Raw genomic sequence first — 14,427 nt, 5'->3', positions numbered from 1 at the left:
CAAGAAAGGGGTGGGCGAAAATTGTTTACCGCATTAGCCCGTAGCGACCACAATGTTAAATCCTCCCCCCGCGGACGCGGGCCGGCAGGGGGACTTAGTGTTACCCGTTAGTAAAATGACTCAAACTGGATTACAGGGCAGTTACATTAACCGCTGAAGGGCCTTTCTGGCCATCCTGGATTTCGAATTCGACATTCTGGCCTTCGGCCAGAGTTTTGAAACCGTTACCCTGAATAGCGGAGAAGTGAACGAACACGTCTTTGCCGCCATCGGCCGGAGTGATGAAACCAAAACCTTTAGACTCATTGAACCACTTCACTTGACCTTTGATCTTTGCCATCTTGCATATTTCCTTTGGAGTGTTTAATTCGCCATTTGGCGATACAGAGACAAACTGGATTCGTTACTGCTTGAGGCACTAAGATAAGGATCGGCAGAGAAGCGGTATGCAACGAAAATCGTTTACATGCAATACTTCTTTACTGAAAATGCCACTCATATACAGAACTGTACCTCGTTTTACCCAATTGCGTTATTACATATTCTGTAAACAATGGCAAGCCATTTTTAATCAGGGCCGGGCTATGTCGCACATAATCAAGACATTGGGCTACTAACCCCACCACAATAAAGTACGGGGGCCACATTCCTGCGTGGCTATGGCGCTACGGAGTCATAGCGCTACAGTCTACAATTATCAGATAGCGGTAATACTAGCGAAAACCCATACCAACGTCCAATGCATTATTCAGAAATAACTATTATGCATCACTGTAAGAAATCAAGGCGTCTAGTTCACAATTTTCACCCTTCCACTTATAACCTCTTTTCATAACATAACGAAATATTGTGCTAAATTTGTATGACCACGTCAATGACATACCAAATGGCTTCAGCTCGCCCTTATGCCAGGATAGCATCTGCTTATTAGTCCCGCCTCTTGCCCCAGCGCGATGCTGATGTTGTGTTATAAAGGATCGCCAATGTTGTGCAATCTTTATGCGAACAATCTGCTAATATGTCAATTAATAAATTTAAAATAACCTGTGCTCGGCCAGTATGTTGCGATTTTGAGATTATTTCTTACACAGCTTCATCTAATTTATCTGCGGGAGTCGAACGCCCGACAGATTGGTATTAATTGGCGACCAGGATATCGACTAAAGTTTTCACGTCTAGGTTGACGTGCAGGTTTGCACCGGCGACGAAGCAAAACCGTTTCTACTGAATCCAAGTGGCGGTCAAACCGGGAAACCGGGCCATCAAGTCACATACTACCCGCTCTAAACGGCCGTCTGTCCGCCACAGATACGTCCTGTGGCCTTGCACCTCAGGCCGCAGCACCGATGAACTTTATTGCCGCCGACGCCTGGGCTAATATTATAGCGTAATCTTGACGACGATTTTAGCACAGCGAAACCGGCATTATTGACACTTCCCTCGCGCTAGGCACGCGATAACTCGTGCGGCGACTCGTCAAGGGATTCATCCGCTAGCTCGAACACCCAAATGAATCGGGATCACCCTGGGCTGCTGAAGTTCCTGATAAAAACGCACCGCCTCGGTGGGACTCATGTGACTTGCCGCCATGCATTTTGGTGCATAAACACCGGCGCCGCCGCGTCAAACGGCCCAAGGCGTGGGCCAATCTCCGACAACCGCGGATATAGCCACTGTCGCAGGGAAAGAAGAAGTGCCAGCGCGACGTGGATAGCACACAGCCGCACCATAAACTTCGGTTGCGATCTCATAGCGAGCACATGCTCAAGTGCCGTGCCGGCACAACCAAGCGCCCATACACAATGGCGCCGCGACCCTCCAGCGCGGAAAAGCGTTTTAACAGCTGCCTCAGCGTGCCGCGGTCAAGATGACCGTAATATTTGGCAATTCGGCGATGGTTGCCGCCAACTGCGTTTTGCGTAGGGGCTGCGTAGTGGCGGCAAACGACAGCGGTGAGGTGCGTTCCTCAGCGCTGGATCACGCAGAATATGTTGCCCGCGCTCACCCTTCAGCTCGGTTTGTTGATTTTGTTGCTTGATCGGTTAGCAGAGCTATCTGCTCGTTTGCTTTGGCACTGGCACGGTTCAAAAACAGACCACCAGTACGATGACGAATACCGGGATGGATGCCATAGCGATTGTGCAAGCTGTTAACCCCTAACGCATTCATGAACTGACCTGCCACTCATTGAACTAGTGGCTACCTTACTTATTAACAACAGCACCAAGGCATCCATTGGGTCACCAGGTACATGCCGCTGAAAATCCTCTCCCTGATCGCAAAACTGTTCAGCGCCGACAGCCAAAGAGCCAAACAGAGCAGCAGGATCGCGACCAGTTTAATTTGTTTTACCTCTTTTCAAAACCCTATTCTTGAAATGCATAATCGACTAATGTTATCCTCTTAAACTAAATTTGTAAATTAAACAAGTTTCACCTTTGGCGAGACCCGTTCACGTAGCGGCTTTAACGGGGAGAGGCGTGCTCGAATTTCATGTCGATAAGGGCAGGAGGTTTCTCAATCGCGAGAGGCAGGATGGGCGCCAAAGTTAATGTTTTCAACTGCGCGGACATTTTCATCTCCGCCGGCACAATGGTATCGATAATGTCCAGAATCTGCTTGATTACCAGCTGACAGGCGACTAGATCGAACACCAGTTCCTGGTTTTATAGGAAAAGATCGTTTCCTTATATGCGTGAGCACCCGAACGGGAGGATTAAGCGAGCCGGTTCTGTCTTTGGGGGCTAAAACAATGGTCGTGATAGTCTATCGACAGGAGATGGCGCGCGCCACGTTGTGCAGTATTTTGACATAATCATTTTGGCCGCTTCGAAAAAGCGGATCGTTGGAAACAAGATGCTCATGCCGGCAAATGATAACGCCAAGGAGATTAAAAATCGGTACCGCGATACAGCGCGGCCACCCTGTTCCCTGTTATCCTCGCCTGGCGCCGCGGCGCGGGACGTGCTACGAGTGGAAATGCCGCTGCCTCAGTGACGTCACGCCAGATCAGCAACACTTTTCCAATCGCGGCACTGTAGAGCGGCTTACGGCGGCCAACGCGCGCATAAATTTTACTGCAAATCATTTTATTATGGACGTAGACGATGCCGTCTTCATCCAACTCGCCGAGGTGAGCGTGAGGTTTCGAGCTCAAACAGTTTGGGCGTTAAGGAGTGCTTTTCCGATTCGCCATTCTGCGCGACGTAACCAAGGAATTTCATCGTTTGCAGGAAGCGGTACACGGTACTTTTCGACATCATGACCCGCTCAGTACTGACGACACCGAATCGGGTTGCCGGTCGACTTCTACTATCGCTATGTTAATAAGTATCCTGTAATGGCAGTCTAGTATAGCGACAAGGCCGCGGCTTGTGAAATTCGCAATAGCAGTTCGGCTGCGTCGTCACGCGTTAGTTAGTATTGGATTGCATTTCCCGTGCGAAACGCACCCTCGCCGGCTGCAATAAAAGTGTTTTTACAGACGAACGAACCTTAATAACCTACATCAACTATGACGCAGTTCCCCTGCCGCAGCGCTACGGAGCTACCGATTGTGCTGAGTGTCTTATGCGGTCTTGGATGACGTCACGTTACTTTACCAACGATTGCTCGTGAATTCCACGCTAGTCCGACTGCATCGATTTGGGTGGCCAATGCCTATCAACTGGCGTCATCGTTTCATTGCTCTCCTTCGCCAGCCTCGGCGATGTGTAGGTGTACAGGCACTGGCGCGTCTATCAATGTGGCCTTGCGGTGTTCTGTCTGATGTCTTTGCTGTGTGCGCTGTCTGACAGTTTGTTGATGCTATGACGCCCGTGTCCTACAGGGCTCTGCGCCGCAGCGGTGATGAGTATCAAGGTACGTTAATTGAGCCGCGGTATAGCAATCAATACCCTGATGGCAGCGCGCCGCTGACCAAACAGTAGTGGCCAGCGCTTTAACACCGTCAGCGCGCTGATGAAGGCGTGAATGTTTAACCTGTTCTGCGACAGCGGCACGCACACCAGGCTGGTGTTGGTGGGCGTGTTAGGAAATAAACGCGACGTCTCAAATCCCGAACGGATTGGCGTGTTGAAAATCCAGCGCGGCACGGATTTGAAGCATCGTCATTTCCCGACCGCCTCATGAGCAGTATGAGCGGTAACCGACCAACGTTCTGTGGTTTGCAGCCCGCCACCGCAAGGCGCGATACGCCTTATTTCAGGTAGGCGCCAGAACGCAGTGCTTCAATCCGTTTATCCAGCGAGGGATGGGACATGAACAGTTCGCTGAATGTCTTATTGCGGCCGTTGATACAAAACGCCATCATGCTGCTGGCTTCCTGCGGTTCATGACTGGTCTTTAACCGCTGTAGCGCCGCGATCATTTTCTCACACCCCACCAGCTTGGCTGAACCGGCATCGGCATGGAATTCGCGATGACGTGAGAACCACAGGGTGATAATACTTGCCAGTGCCCCGAACACCAATTCCAACATTATGGAGACGGCAAAATAGACCAGTGGATTACCATTGCCGCTTTGATCCTCGTCGCGATCCGATGACATGAACCCCGCCGCCAGCTGAGCTAGGATCCGCGAAACGAAAATAACGAAAGTGTTCACAACGCCCTGGATCAAGGTCATGGTCACCATATCGCCGTTGGCTATGTGGCTGATTTCATGAGCGATGACCGCCTCAGTCTCATCGCGGTTCATATTTTGCAGTAGACCGGTGCTGACGGCCACCAGCGAGGCATCACGTCTGGCGCCGGTGGCGAAAGCGTTGATATCGGGCGCGTGATAAAGCGCCACCTGCGGCATGGTAATATTGGCCTGCAGCGCCTGCCGGCGGACGGTAGTGAGCAGCCAACGTTCGGTTTCATTGCACGGCTGCTCGATCACTTCGCCGCCGACCGAGCGCAGCGCCATGGATTTTGACATTAACAGCGAAACGAAAGCTCCGCCAAAACCAAACAGCCCGGCCATTATTATTAATCCGGCGGCACTGGAGGACTGAATCCCGGTGAGGTTAAGCACAATACCGAACACCACCATCACCGCTAGGTTAGTGAGTAGGAAAAGAGCGATACGCATCATAAAATGTCATGTCCCTCGGAAATGATCACGCCCATTGCGCAACGTTAATCTAGAGTTTTGGCGGCGTTTTTCAAGCATTACGCGTCGATAAATTGCTAAAAGACATAACTTTACATTTTGTTAAACTTTTCGACCCCTTCTTTGAGATGCGGCAAAGGGCACCGGTTAAGACGCCTGATGACGTTGCTACCCTGCCGGCGGTGTAGCGTAGTAGACGGCCTCGGCATGGGCGAGATCCAGCGCAATTTGTACTGTTTCATCCAGATAGGGATCCGGTTCTTTATAATCCTTAGGAATGGATTCCAGATTCTTCACTGGTTTTTTACCTTGCCGCACCAGCCGCTCGTTGGTCCGCTGAAGCCGGATAATATCATCCTCGTGATTCTCCTTCTTTCGCTGGGCGAGATTGAGGGAGACCCAATTGCGTTTCTCCTTCATAGCGTGGAAACGCGCGATATCCTGTTGGATATATTGGAATTCAGGATCTTTGGCGATGCGCACTTGATGTGCTTTGAGCAACCCGGCTGAGAATGGCTTCAAATCACCGACCTTGGTATAAGTGGCCGCGTTTATGCTGTCCCAGGGCAGCGCATTATCTTCAAATTTTTCGCCAGTTTCGACGGTTTCGGTGCCGCTTGGCATGATGATATCTGGCACCACACCTTTACGTTGCGTGCTACCGCCGTTGACCCGGTAAAATTTCTGGATAGTGTATTGGATAGACCCCAGCGACGGCCATTCCGGGCGCAGCACCTGATCATAGATGCGGTTCAGTGAACGGTATTGCTGTACTGTTCCTTTGCCGAAGGTCGGCTCGCCGACCACCAGTGCTCGGCCATAATCCTGCATCGCCGAGGCGAAGATCTCCGATGCAGAGGCGCTGAACCTGTTCACCAACACCACCAGCGGTCCTTTATAGTAGACAATACTATCGGTATTACTGTCCTCGCGGATTTTACCGTTGTTATCGCGCACTAACACCACCGGCCCACTAGGAATAAACAGCCCAGATAGCGATACGGCTTCTGTTAGTGCACCGCCGCCGTTAGCGCGCAAATCGATAATGACGCTTTGCACGTTCTGTTTTTCCAGCTTTTGCAGTTGCACCTTGACATCATCGGTCAGGCCAACATAAAAACCGGGAATATCCAAAACGCCGACTTTTTCCTTGCAAATGGTTTTCACCGATATCTTTACAACCCGATCCTCAAGCCGAATACGCTCACGGGTAACGGTGACGATGCGGGTTTTGGTGCCCTTGCCGGCAGGCAAGATTTCCAGGCGCACTTTGCTGCCCTTCGGCCCTTTTATCAGCGACACCACGTCATCCAGTCGCCAGCCAATCACATCCACCATCGGTTTGCCGGCCTGGCCTACAGCCACTATGCGATCGCCGACGGTAATAGCTTTGCTTTTGGCCGCCGGGCCGCCTGGCACCAGCGAGTTTATCGCCATGTAATTGTCATCTATTTTCAATACCGCACCGATGCCTTCCAGCGACAGGCTCATCTCTGCGTTGAACTGCTCAGTGTTGCGCGGGGAAAGATAATTGGTATGTGGATCGATCTCATGGGCGAAAGCGTTCATGATCAGCTGGAAAACATCTTCGCTATTGCTTTGCGCCAGGCGCCGGATGGCGAACTGATAGCGCTTTGTTAAAATGTCGCGGATCTCTTGCTCATCTTTGCCGGTAAGCTTGAGATTCAGTGCGTCATACTTCACTTGGGCATCCCATAGCGCGTCGAGCTCAGCGGTGGTCTTAGGCCAGGGGGCTTTGCTGCGATCGATTTCGATGGCATCGTTTTCGTTGAAATTCAGCGGCTTCGCCAACCGCGCCAGCGCATATTGGTAACGCTCAAATCGGCGTTTTTCCGCCAGGTTGTACATTGCATACGGCAAATCCAGCTTACCGCTTTTAAGCTCATTGGCCAGTTGTGATTTTTTGGCGGCTAACTGCACAATATCTGATGCCAGCAACACATTGTGACTGTAGTCGAGCATGTTGAGGTAACGGCTGAAAATTTTGCCGGCGAATGCCATGTCCAGATCGAACTGGCGATAGTGCGATCGCGTAAAACGCGCACTGACCCGCTGGCTCACTGTTTTCTGCTGTGCTTTTTCCTTTAATACCGGGATCTGATCGGCGCGGGTGATGTCACCGCTCGCCATTGTCCCGCCTGCTAGTAGCACCCCCGCCATCATGGCGACTCTGACAAATGTGCTCAACCCTGGTGGCCTCCGTATCAGAACTGCAGATGTTCTGCGCGTGCTATCAAAGCCATCCCGGAAGAGAGCCGCACTCGTACCCCTTCTTTGGCGATTTCCATGACGATTGCGTCTATGGAATTTTTACCCACTTTGATTTTGATGGCCTGGCCGATTTGCAAAGTGGAAATATCGGTGACAGGCACGGTTTTGACGGTCGGTGCCGGCTGCCTGGAGGCAGACTCAGGACGTTCTTGCTCGGGGGGTGGTTTTCGAGGCATGACAGCGTCACTGTTAACGGGCCGCTTAGTCGCAGTGGCCTCGTCGTTTTCACGTTTCTTCGCCTGCTGGGCAGCGTGCTGAAGATGAACGCGGGCCTTGGCTCCCTCTAATTGTTTGCGCGCATGTTCAACATGCTGCGTTTTTAGCTCGCCGCAGGGATTCCCATCGAGATCAACGCGATGCGCGCCAAGCTTTATCCCATAAAGATAACGCCAGCTGGAAGTATAAAGGCGCAATGCGGAACGCAGTTGCGTCCTGCTGATATTGTCTTTGCCCCGAACTCGTTCAACAAGGTCCTGAAAAATACCGATCTTAAGCGGCTTGGCTTCACCTTCGGCCGTGAAACAGAGCGGGAAACGCTCCGCCAGAAAGGCAATGACTTCTTTGCTGCTGTTCAACTTAAGTTGATTTTCCATGAATTTTCCTGATTACAACAGGTTTGCCAGCCAGCGCAGGTATGAACAGGCGCCATTATAATAATGCCATCAGCAAATGCCACATTATATCATTATCAAATATTAGTGATAAATTTGCACAGATTGGTGGTTTCCAACCGCCGGCAGAGGTAATTCACAACCGCTTTCAGTCCATCTTCATCATTTTGATCGAAGCGTTGATAAATCGTGCTATCGATATCAAAAACCTCTACCGCGCGTTCATCGATTGTGATAGGCATTATGATTGCTGAATTATTGGCACAGCGTCGCAGGCAATATGGCCCAGAAAGCATGCACATCGCCGAAATCCGGTTTTCCGCCGCTACGGCGCCGTAGACGCTTTACACAGCGAGGTGCGCATGCATAAGACATTTCCTCAAAAGGGTCCGAGCACAAGTATATCACCCTCGAGTAAATAAAAACCGGCCCAGCTTACCCCTCCAGACGTTTATAAAGTAAAGCGCTGGCGTTGGTCAGTACAACGATAAAATGCGTTTCGCCATCAAGGGTGGTGAGTTTCAACAATTTGGCGGGCGCCGCTGTGGTGAAAGGTGTATCTCGTGAGCCTTGCTGTTCTGAAAACGCCGCGCCGGCGGTTGGCAGCCAGACGTGCTACGCACCTACGACGCCAGCTCTCCCCGGCATACCTATTCGCTATCTGGGTATCAACGTCGGCCAATATGGAGACGCTAAAGCTTTCCACTTGCAATAACCTAGCGCTGGCTCAGACCGTCAACAGCACGTGGTTTTCAGTGGTGATATCGGAAATCTCCGCCGTCTAGGTAAACCATCTAGAAAGGCAGCTACAACCGTATATTATAACGTTGAGCCGGGCAAAGGGGCGGCCGCGCGCGCATTAGAATTGCAGTAGACCACCATCACCGATTCCAGTTATCTGAATGGGCTGAATGTCGTCATAGATACCCGGGAAACCAGCAGTTTAGAGGTTGGAATGCCAGTGCTGTATCGCGGCATCGAGATGAGTACGGTCATGGTCTGACCCTCGACGCGCTGGCTGACCGAGTTTATGTGGCGCTACGCATCAAGCCGCCAGTATCAACAACTGGTGCGCACAAACTCCGTTTTTGACTCGCCTCCGATTACGACATCAAGTTCGCACTTTCTGGCAATTCGTCCGCGTCGGCATCGCGTTTGCTACTTCGCCGCCGCTGGCGGCGAAGGCGACTGAGAGCGAGCATTTTCTACTCTATGGCGAAAAATAAAAAAGAATGGAAAACCGCGGCGCCGTCGAACTGATGGCATGACGGTCTGGCGTGGGTGCCCGCCCCTCCTTGGCAGCTAGCGAGTGAAGAGTATGGCGCGAAGCGATTAAGGAAAGTTAGTCGGCAGCGAGCGCTAAGATGCTAAAGGGATAGAAGTCTAAGATGCTAAGGCAGGATTTAGCTTTTCGTGCTACTTGCGCCATACTGCAATAACTCTTTGTCGTAGGAGTGCGTCTTTCTTATCTCACAGTAGTAAGAGGCCTATTCATGACCAAGACGACAGTGCAAATCGGCGCAGGGCGCCGATTTAATAAACGATCCGCCGTTCTATCTGCGCTGGACTATCTCAAAGAATTTGAATCATAAAAATCGGGATTGGTATCGCAGCGACGCCTTGACGTGGGCCATGCTGAGCGTGCTATGCATCACTTCCGGATCCCAGGCAGGAAGCCGCGGGCGATGTTTGCCTAGCTAACGATCTCCAGCATGCGCCCACCATTCCCCATTTCCCACGCCTCAAAGCTCTCGCTTATTTTTCAGTTAGCCGTATGCGGCACGCTGGCATGCCTATTACTAGGCACAGGAAAACGCTGTGCATTGACAGCCTTTTCAGTATGCCAAAAGTATTCCAAAACACCCGCAAACAGGATATTCGCCTGCAACAAGCCTAAATACTCCCTGTGGCGCATTTGCCCATTGTCGATCAGGCGGTTTACGTGGACTTCAGGGAAGTCATCGATGAACAGATGAATCAACGGATCATTGCGCTAGCGGCTAGAGTCATGGGCGCGGGCGCTGATCGGCGTCCTCTCGCTGACCAACAATTATCGGACGCTGACCATCGCCTACGATTTCCAGACAGATCAGACAGACGCAGCTGGTGGCGAAGCTGCAGGAACTTCTGAGACAGCCAGGCGGCGGGCCACCTGGCGAAGTGCTGGACTATCCCGGTCAGTTACGGGGCGAGTACGGCGTGAATCTGGTGGACCTAGCCACGCCGTGCCATCTCACGCCGCAGCAGATGATGGATTTACACAGCGAAGCCAGCTACCGGGGTATATGAGCAACCCCGCTGGCAGCATCAGCATTGGCGGTATGCAGACCGCCGTCGGTTCGGTAGGAGCGCCGGCTGGACATGGCAATAATGGAGAATGGTTTAGCAGCACTAATCCCCGGTGTCTATACCACCGCACAAGGCGAGGAACAGTTTGGTTTTGCGGCGTGAGATGAGTTTCATCATCGCCAATGCCCTGGTGGGCAATCCATCCTCGACGGATGCGCTGGGCACCCTGACCGGTGCAACGCTGCTCCTAATCGGTACCACCCCTTGCCATCGCCATGACCGGCGATATACAACTGACGCTTTACGACCCACTACTGCCCATCCTACTGCCGGGCAGTACGCTGTGCGTGGTGCGCGCTTGCGGTGGTGGGTGGTTTTGCCATCGCGCCGGTGATGGGTGGCGTATCCACCCTGGCGCGTTCCGCGCTCGGCGGTTTAGCCGGCGGACTGCAGACTATTGCAAAGGGAGACTATCTGCCGCTGGTGGCAATGCCAGACACCGTTCCTCGTCAAGCTAGCCGGCTGGCGCAGCGGCTCATGCCCAGCGCGAGCGCCGGCCAAGCGCTGGTGGTTGCGGGGCTATATTTGGTCAGGCCCGGGCTAGCGTGTTTCTCTCGGATGGGCTACCGCTTGAGTGGGCCGCCCGTGCCCCACGTGCAGAGATTCAACATAGAGGATCCCCGGTAACGGATAGTCGATTATCTCCATGAACGACCGCCAGACGAGATCGGCTGTTACCCTAAAATCACCACCGTAATTCGCGCGATCTGGCCCGGCTGGAGTAGCGCAAATCCGGCGACAGCCCGTACTTCGAGCTGACACTAGCATATGCAGCATTACCTGGTGGGAATTAGGCCACCGTCGCGGCACACAAAAAACCGATTACCACCTAATGCAGTAGCGATTAACGCCAATTGTAACGCATTACTACAATCCATTCACGGTAAAGGTCAACAACTCCCCTAGCGGCACACTCGAGCCGCAAAAATTAACTGACCATCCTGCCGCTAAACAATGTGCGATCATAACGGATAAATGGCGCAGCGTGCAGCAGCGCCAGCGGATCCTTTTGCGGCAAGGCCTGGCATATAGCCCCCTCCTGAATTTGCGTTAACGCCCGAAACAGGCTGACCAGAATACCAACGGCTGACGCCACTAACGCCACTAACGCCAATAAAAGCTCTTCACCAGATTCAAGAGAATCAAGTCCCAACCAAACCGCCCGTCAGCAGAAAAATAAAGAGGTTGAACAGCGGTGAAATCGTCATCGACGAGACCATCATCATTTCCATCGCCAATAATACATGATGCGAAAATCCTGCCTGAGCTGGCTGACGGTAAACGCCGCTAGCAGAGCAGCGAGTCCGGCCTGACCCGCCGGCGCACCTCTTCCGGTCAAGTTTGGCTAGAGTCAGGTCGTGGAAATAGCGAATTTCTTTCTCATCAGCGTTGCAGAAAAACTGGCGATAGGCGCCCAGCACTTTGCTGTCGTAACCGCGCGTCCACGGCGGGTCGTCAGGCGCGGCCACCGGATACTATTGGGCTTTCACTGCTAAGGCGTGCCATGATGAACAGCGATATGATAAGCGTCAGGCCGTATAACGCCATGTTGGGTGGCGCCTATACTGGATCCCCAGCGCATTGCGCAAAATTGATAACACCATCGCCAGCAGCAGTAGGAAAAGGACCACCAGCAGGATGATCGATTGCTAGCAGGGTGAGTGAGTTAATGAGACAATGTTAGCCTGATCCACAGGATACCAGAGGGTGTCATCAGCAGGATGTCTTCGCAGCGAATGAGTTCCCCTGACCCGGGATTTTCCTGTAGACGCAGTGGAAAACCAGCCGGTCACCCGGCCGATATGACATCTCCAGTGGAAAACTAGCGCAGCGCACCAACCGTCAGCGTCACCTGACCCACGCCTACCCGCACTCGCTGCGGTAGCGTGTCAAGGTGAAGCTGACGTCAGGCGGTAACGACTGAGCTGCACCGTCATCGCCTACTTCTGGGTCCGCACAATCCGGCGAGGGCATCTGGGCATCATTGGCTGCGTCCTGCTCTAGCTACACGCGATATCCTGCATGAGCGCGTCTATTTCCACGATCCTTTCCCCTTTCCATGTAATGCGTAATACCATGGCACTGGCAGGATTAACGCATATTTCTCAGCCCGCGATGTATAGTCGTATTTCCGCACCCTGCCCAAGCTGACGCAGCTCTTTTAGCGTCAGATTACTCTCGCCGAGATTCAGCGTCACCCTAAACGGGAACGATGCGTCGGCAATCCGCGTGCGGGAGTCGCTGCGGCGACCAGCCTGCGCCATACGCACGCCGGCAACACCATTAACACCCATTGAAGGGCCTGTTGGCGGTCAGGTTACGACCCAGGACGCTGCACGATCGGGGCGGCATCCATAGAGACAGCATCAGTTCCTGCGCCAACAACGGCGCGAGGACCCAGGCGACAATCGACGCCATTCGCGGTTTTGCGATCGCCGTCCAATCGGTCGACTCAACACGGATTCACGCCAGTCCTGCCATACTGTCGTCGGTAGCCGCAGTCATAGAGTGCATCGTCGATACATATTGCAGACCGTCCGCTGACTCATCCGTTAGTACCAGCACGAGTTTTTCTTGCTGTTTCATTATCGTTACCCGGTTTCATTATCGTTACCCGCGTCTGCTGCTTCGGTTAGCCACATAAGTGCCGCTGCAGAGCATCAAGGCAGCATAGCGCCGCCTCCAGCCTCCAACAACGTATCATAGTCACGCTGGTACTCGCCGACCCGCACCAGTAACTCCACCTTGCGGTAAATCGATAAACCGATAGAAGTGACGCAGCACCGCCGCAAGCGATAGATACACCTCGCTTACGATCAACGGCATGATGCGACTCAAGCCTCCAAAGACATCGATCGCCGGGAAGTAGCTATCCCCCAGAATGCCCATCCAGCAGGGAGCGGACTTCGTCGGCAAGTGGCTCATTGATGTTGTCTCCTTCCATCAATTATCCATCAATTACGGTATAGAAGGCGGTAATGCTGCTAACCGTTCACATGCCGGCACGCTTCAGCAACCGCGGTAGCGCCGCAAACAGAGCGTACAGCCGCGGGCAGGGCGGTGAACAGGCAGAGTCCAGCGCTGTAACCCCGTCACAAGGCGTCGGCGGCGGAGGGAGACGGCCTCCGCGGTGGTGCAAATAAGTTTCGCCGTGCGCATGACGCCAGCACATAGCGTCTGACACCGGGCAAGTCGTCTAGATCGCCAACTGGATGAATTGTTATAAATTCCGTTCAGTAACCAAATCTCATTCCATGATGTCTCCTGCAATATCCCAAGAGGCTTAAGAACCGCCAGCCGCACACTGAACTATTCGACAAATAGCCAGCTTTGCCGACGATCTCAATGGTCAAATAAGTGATCGAGACCGGATCGAATTGACGATAGCTCTCCTTTAGCAGTTTTAGTATTACCCATACAATCAGCAATAGTTTTTGCCTTTCACTGCTCCCCTTCCCGTTAGACATCATTGTTGTGGCGTTATAACTTGATATTTGGCGTCGTCATGTCAGCAACTCAATGGGGCATCGTGATAACGAAAGTAAATGTTGTTGAAAATATCTTCGCCTTGTGGCGAGATCATCGCCTACCGCAGGTGACACTGGATGGCGCGAAGGCGGCGTTGCCACTGCTCGGCCTGCACAGGTAAATCGCGTAAGCCGTTTTCGATAAGGGTTAAGGTGGGCGTAGCAGCCTCCGTCTAGAAATCATAGGGATATTTGATTAGCGCCCTACGATAATGGATGGTGATAGCGCAGTCAGTCAGAGCAACCTTCACCGCCGTCCGGCAATTGAAAGATCAGGCGGATGTGTTTACCCCGTTCTCCAGAGATAACTATGCAGGGCACTGGTCTTGGACTCGCCATCGCCGCCAATCTAGCGAAGATGATGGGCAGTTCGGTCACGAGGACAAGCCCTTCTCCGCCGCCGAACTACTTTTCCTACCAGGCAAACCGTATGGCCAGAAACTGCTGGCAATATTCCGGTACAGCTCTGGCGGCTGCGTCTTCTGCCGGTGGATAATGCGATGGTTAATCGGGAGTTTATCGGCAGATGTTGCACTCTCTTTGGTGAGAT

The 14,427-nt window shown here is 52.7% G+C and carries 14 protein-coding genes and 4 pseudogenes; 3 read left to right on the top strand and 15 right to left on the bottom strand.

What is annotated here, in order from left to right:
- Positions 1-130: 130 nt before the first annotated feature.
- The 4 genes and pseudogenes from cspE to GPOALKHO_RS02110 all read right to left on the bottom strand — a co-directional run bounded on the left by cspE (position 131) and on the right by GPOALKHO_RS02110 (position 3,322).
- On the bottom strand, positions 131-340 hold the full coding sequence (cspE, locus tag GPOALKHO_RS02125; protein ID WP_406702776.1) for a transcription antiterminator/RNA stability regulator CspE: 210 nt from the start codon (positions 338-340) through the stop codon (positions 131-133).
- Between the two features lie 23 nt (positions 341-363).
- A pseudogene (locus tag GPOALKHO_RS02120) lies at positions 364-499 on the bottom strand (DUF2627 domain-containing protein).
- A gap of 1,966 nt (positions 500-2,465) precedes the next feature.
- A complete protein-coding gene (locus GPOALKHO_RS02115; protein WP_406703331.1) occupies positions 2,466-2,657 on the bottom strand; it encodes a DUF2766 family protein in 192 nt (63 codons plus the stop codon).
- Positions 2,658-2,716: 59 nt separating this feature from the next.
- A pseudogene (locus GPOALKHO_RS02110) lies at positions 2,717-3,322 on the bottom strand (IclR family transcriptional regulator C-terminal domain-containing protein).
- Between the two features lie 650 nt (positions 3,323-3,972).
- On the opposite strand from GPOALKHO_RS02110, the gene GPOALKHO_RS02105 reads away from it, so the two are divergent.
- Positions 3,973-4,131 carry a hypothetical protein gene (locus tag GPOALKHO_RS02105; protein ID WP_406702775.1) on the top strand — a complete coding sequence of 53 codons (159 nt, stop codon included), beginning with the start codon at positions 3,973-3,975 and terminating at the stop codon, positions 4,129-4,131.
- A 67-nt stretch (positions 4,132-4,198) separates the two neighbouring features.
- Here GPOALKHO_RS02105 and htpX read toward each other — a convergent pair whose 3' ends face one another.
- From htpX to GPOALKHO_RS02080, 5 genes and pseudogenes are all read right to left on the bottom strand, one after another.
- A complete protein-coding gene (htpX, locus tag GPOALKHO_RS02100; RefSeq protein ID WP_406702773.1) occupies positions 4,199-5,080 on the bottom strand; it encodes a protease HtpX in 882 nt (293 codons plus the stop codon).
- A 186-nt stretch (positions 5,081-5,266) separates the two neighbouring features.
- Positions 5,267-7,306, bottom strand: a complete 2,040-nt coding sequence (prc, locus tag GPOALKHO_RS02095) for a carboxy terminal-processing peptidase (protein ID WP_406702772.1) — start codon at positions 7,304-7,306, stop codon at positions 5,267-5,269.
- 17 nt (positions 7,307-7,323) lie between these two features.
- Entirely contained in the window at positions 7,324-7,983 is a 660-nt protein-coding gene (gene proQ / locus GPOALKHO_RS02090) for an RNA chaperone ProQ (protein WP_406702771.1), read from the bottom strand.
- 95 nt (positions 7,984-8,078) lie between these two features.
- Positions 8,079-8,529 (bottom strand): annotated as a pseudogene (locus tag GPOALKHO_RS02085) (GAF domain-containing protein).
- A gap of 1,234 nt (positions 8,530-9,763) precedes the next feature.
- Positions 9,764-9,982, bottom strand: a complete 219-nt coding sequence (locus GPOALKHO_RS02080; protein ID WP_406702769.1) for a hypothetical protein — start codon at positions 9,980-9,982, stop codon at positions 9,764-9,766.
- 125 nt (positions 9,983-10,107) lie between these two features.
- On the opposite strand from GPOALKHO_RS02080, the gene GPOALKHO_RS02075 reads away from it, so the two are divergent.
- Positions 10,108-10,290: a hypothetical protein gene (locus tag GPOALKHO_RS02075; protein ID WP_406702768.1), complete on the top strand. Its 183-nt coding sequence runs from the start codon at positions 10,108-10,110 to the stop codon at positions 10,288-10,290.
- A 393-nt stretch (positions 10,291-10,683) separates the two neighbouring features.
- On the top strand, positions 10,684-10,977 hold the full coding sequence (locus GPOALKHO_RS02070; RefSeq protein WP_406703329.1) for a hypothetical protein: 294 nt from the start codon (positions 10,684-10,686) through the stop codon (positions 10,975-10,977).
- A gap of 301 nt (positions 10,978-11,278) precedes the next feature.
- Here the strand turns inward: GPOALKHO_RS02070 and GPOALKHO_RS02065 are convergent, their stop codons facing one another.
- The 6 genes and pseudogenes from GPOALKHO_RS02065 to GPOALKHO_RS02040 form a co-directional block, all read right to left on the bottom strand.
- On the bottom strand, positions 11,279-11,503 hold the full coding sequence (locus GPOALKHO_RS02065) for a flagellar biosynthetic protein FliQ (protein ID WP_406702767.1): 225 nt from the start codon (positions 11,501-11,503) through the stop codon (positions 11,279-11,281).
- The gene (locus GPOALKHO_RS02060; RefSeq protein WP_406702766.1) at positions 11,493-11,819 is read right to left on the bottom strand and encodes a hypothetical protein; all 327 of its coding nucleotides are present in this window, start codon (positions 11,817-11,819) and stop codon (positions 11,493-11,495) included. The genes GPOALKHO_RS02065 and GPOALKHO_RS02060 overlap by 11 nt, the downstream gene beginning before the upstream one ends.
- A 636-nt stretch (positions 11,820-12,455) precedes the next feature.
- Positions 12,456-12,644, bottom strand: coding sequence for a hypothetical protein (locus GPOALKHO_RS02055; protein WP_406702764.1), 189 nt, complete (start codon positions 12,642-12,644; stop codon positions 12,456-12,458).
- Between the two features lie 169 nt (positions 12,645-12,813).
- Positions 12,814-12,936, bottom strand: coding sequence for a hypothetical protein (locus GPOALKHO_RS02050; RefSeq protein WP_406702763.1), 123 nt, complete (start codon positions 12,934-12,936; stop codon positions 12,814-12,816).
- A gap of 110 nt (positions 12,937-13,046) precedes the next feature.
- A pseudogene (locus GPOALKHO_RS02045) lies at positions 13,047-13,387 on the bottom strand (EscN/YscN/HrcN family type III secretion system ATPase); the annotation flags it as partial.
- Between the two features lie 721 nt (positions 13,388-14,108).
- Positions 14,109-14,255, bottom strand: coding sequence for a hypothetical protein (locus tag GPOALKHO_RS02040; protein WP_406702761.1), 147 nt, complete (start codon positions 14,253-14,255; stop codon positions 14,109-14,111).
- Positions 14,256-14,427 lie beyond the last annotated feature (172 nt).

The sequence above is a fragment of the Sodalis sp. (in: enterobacteria) genome (assembly GCF_036327475.1).
In the GTDB taxonomy this organism is placed as follows: domain Bacteria; phylum Pseudomonadota; class Gammaproteobacteria; order Enterobacterales; family Enterobacteriaceae.
The sequence above is the reverse complement of the archived record's forward strand: the minus strand, read 5'-3'. Positions and strand labels throughout refer to the sequence as shown.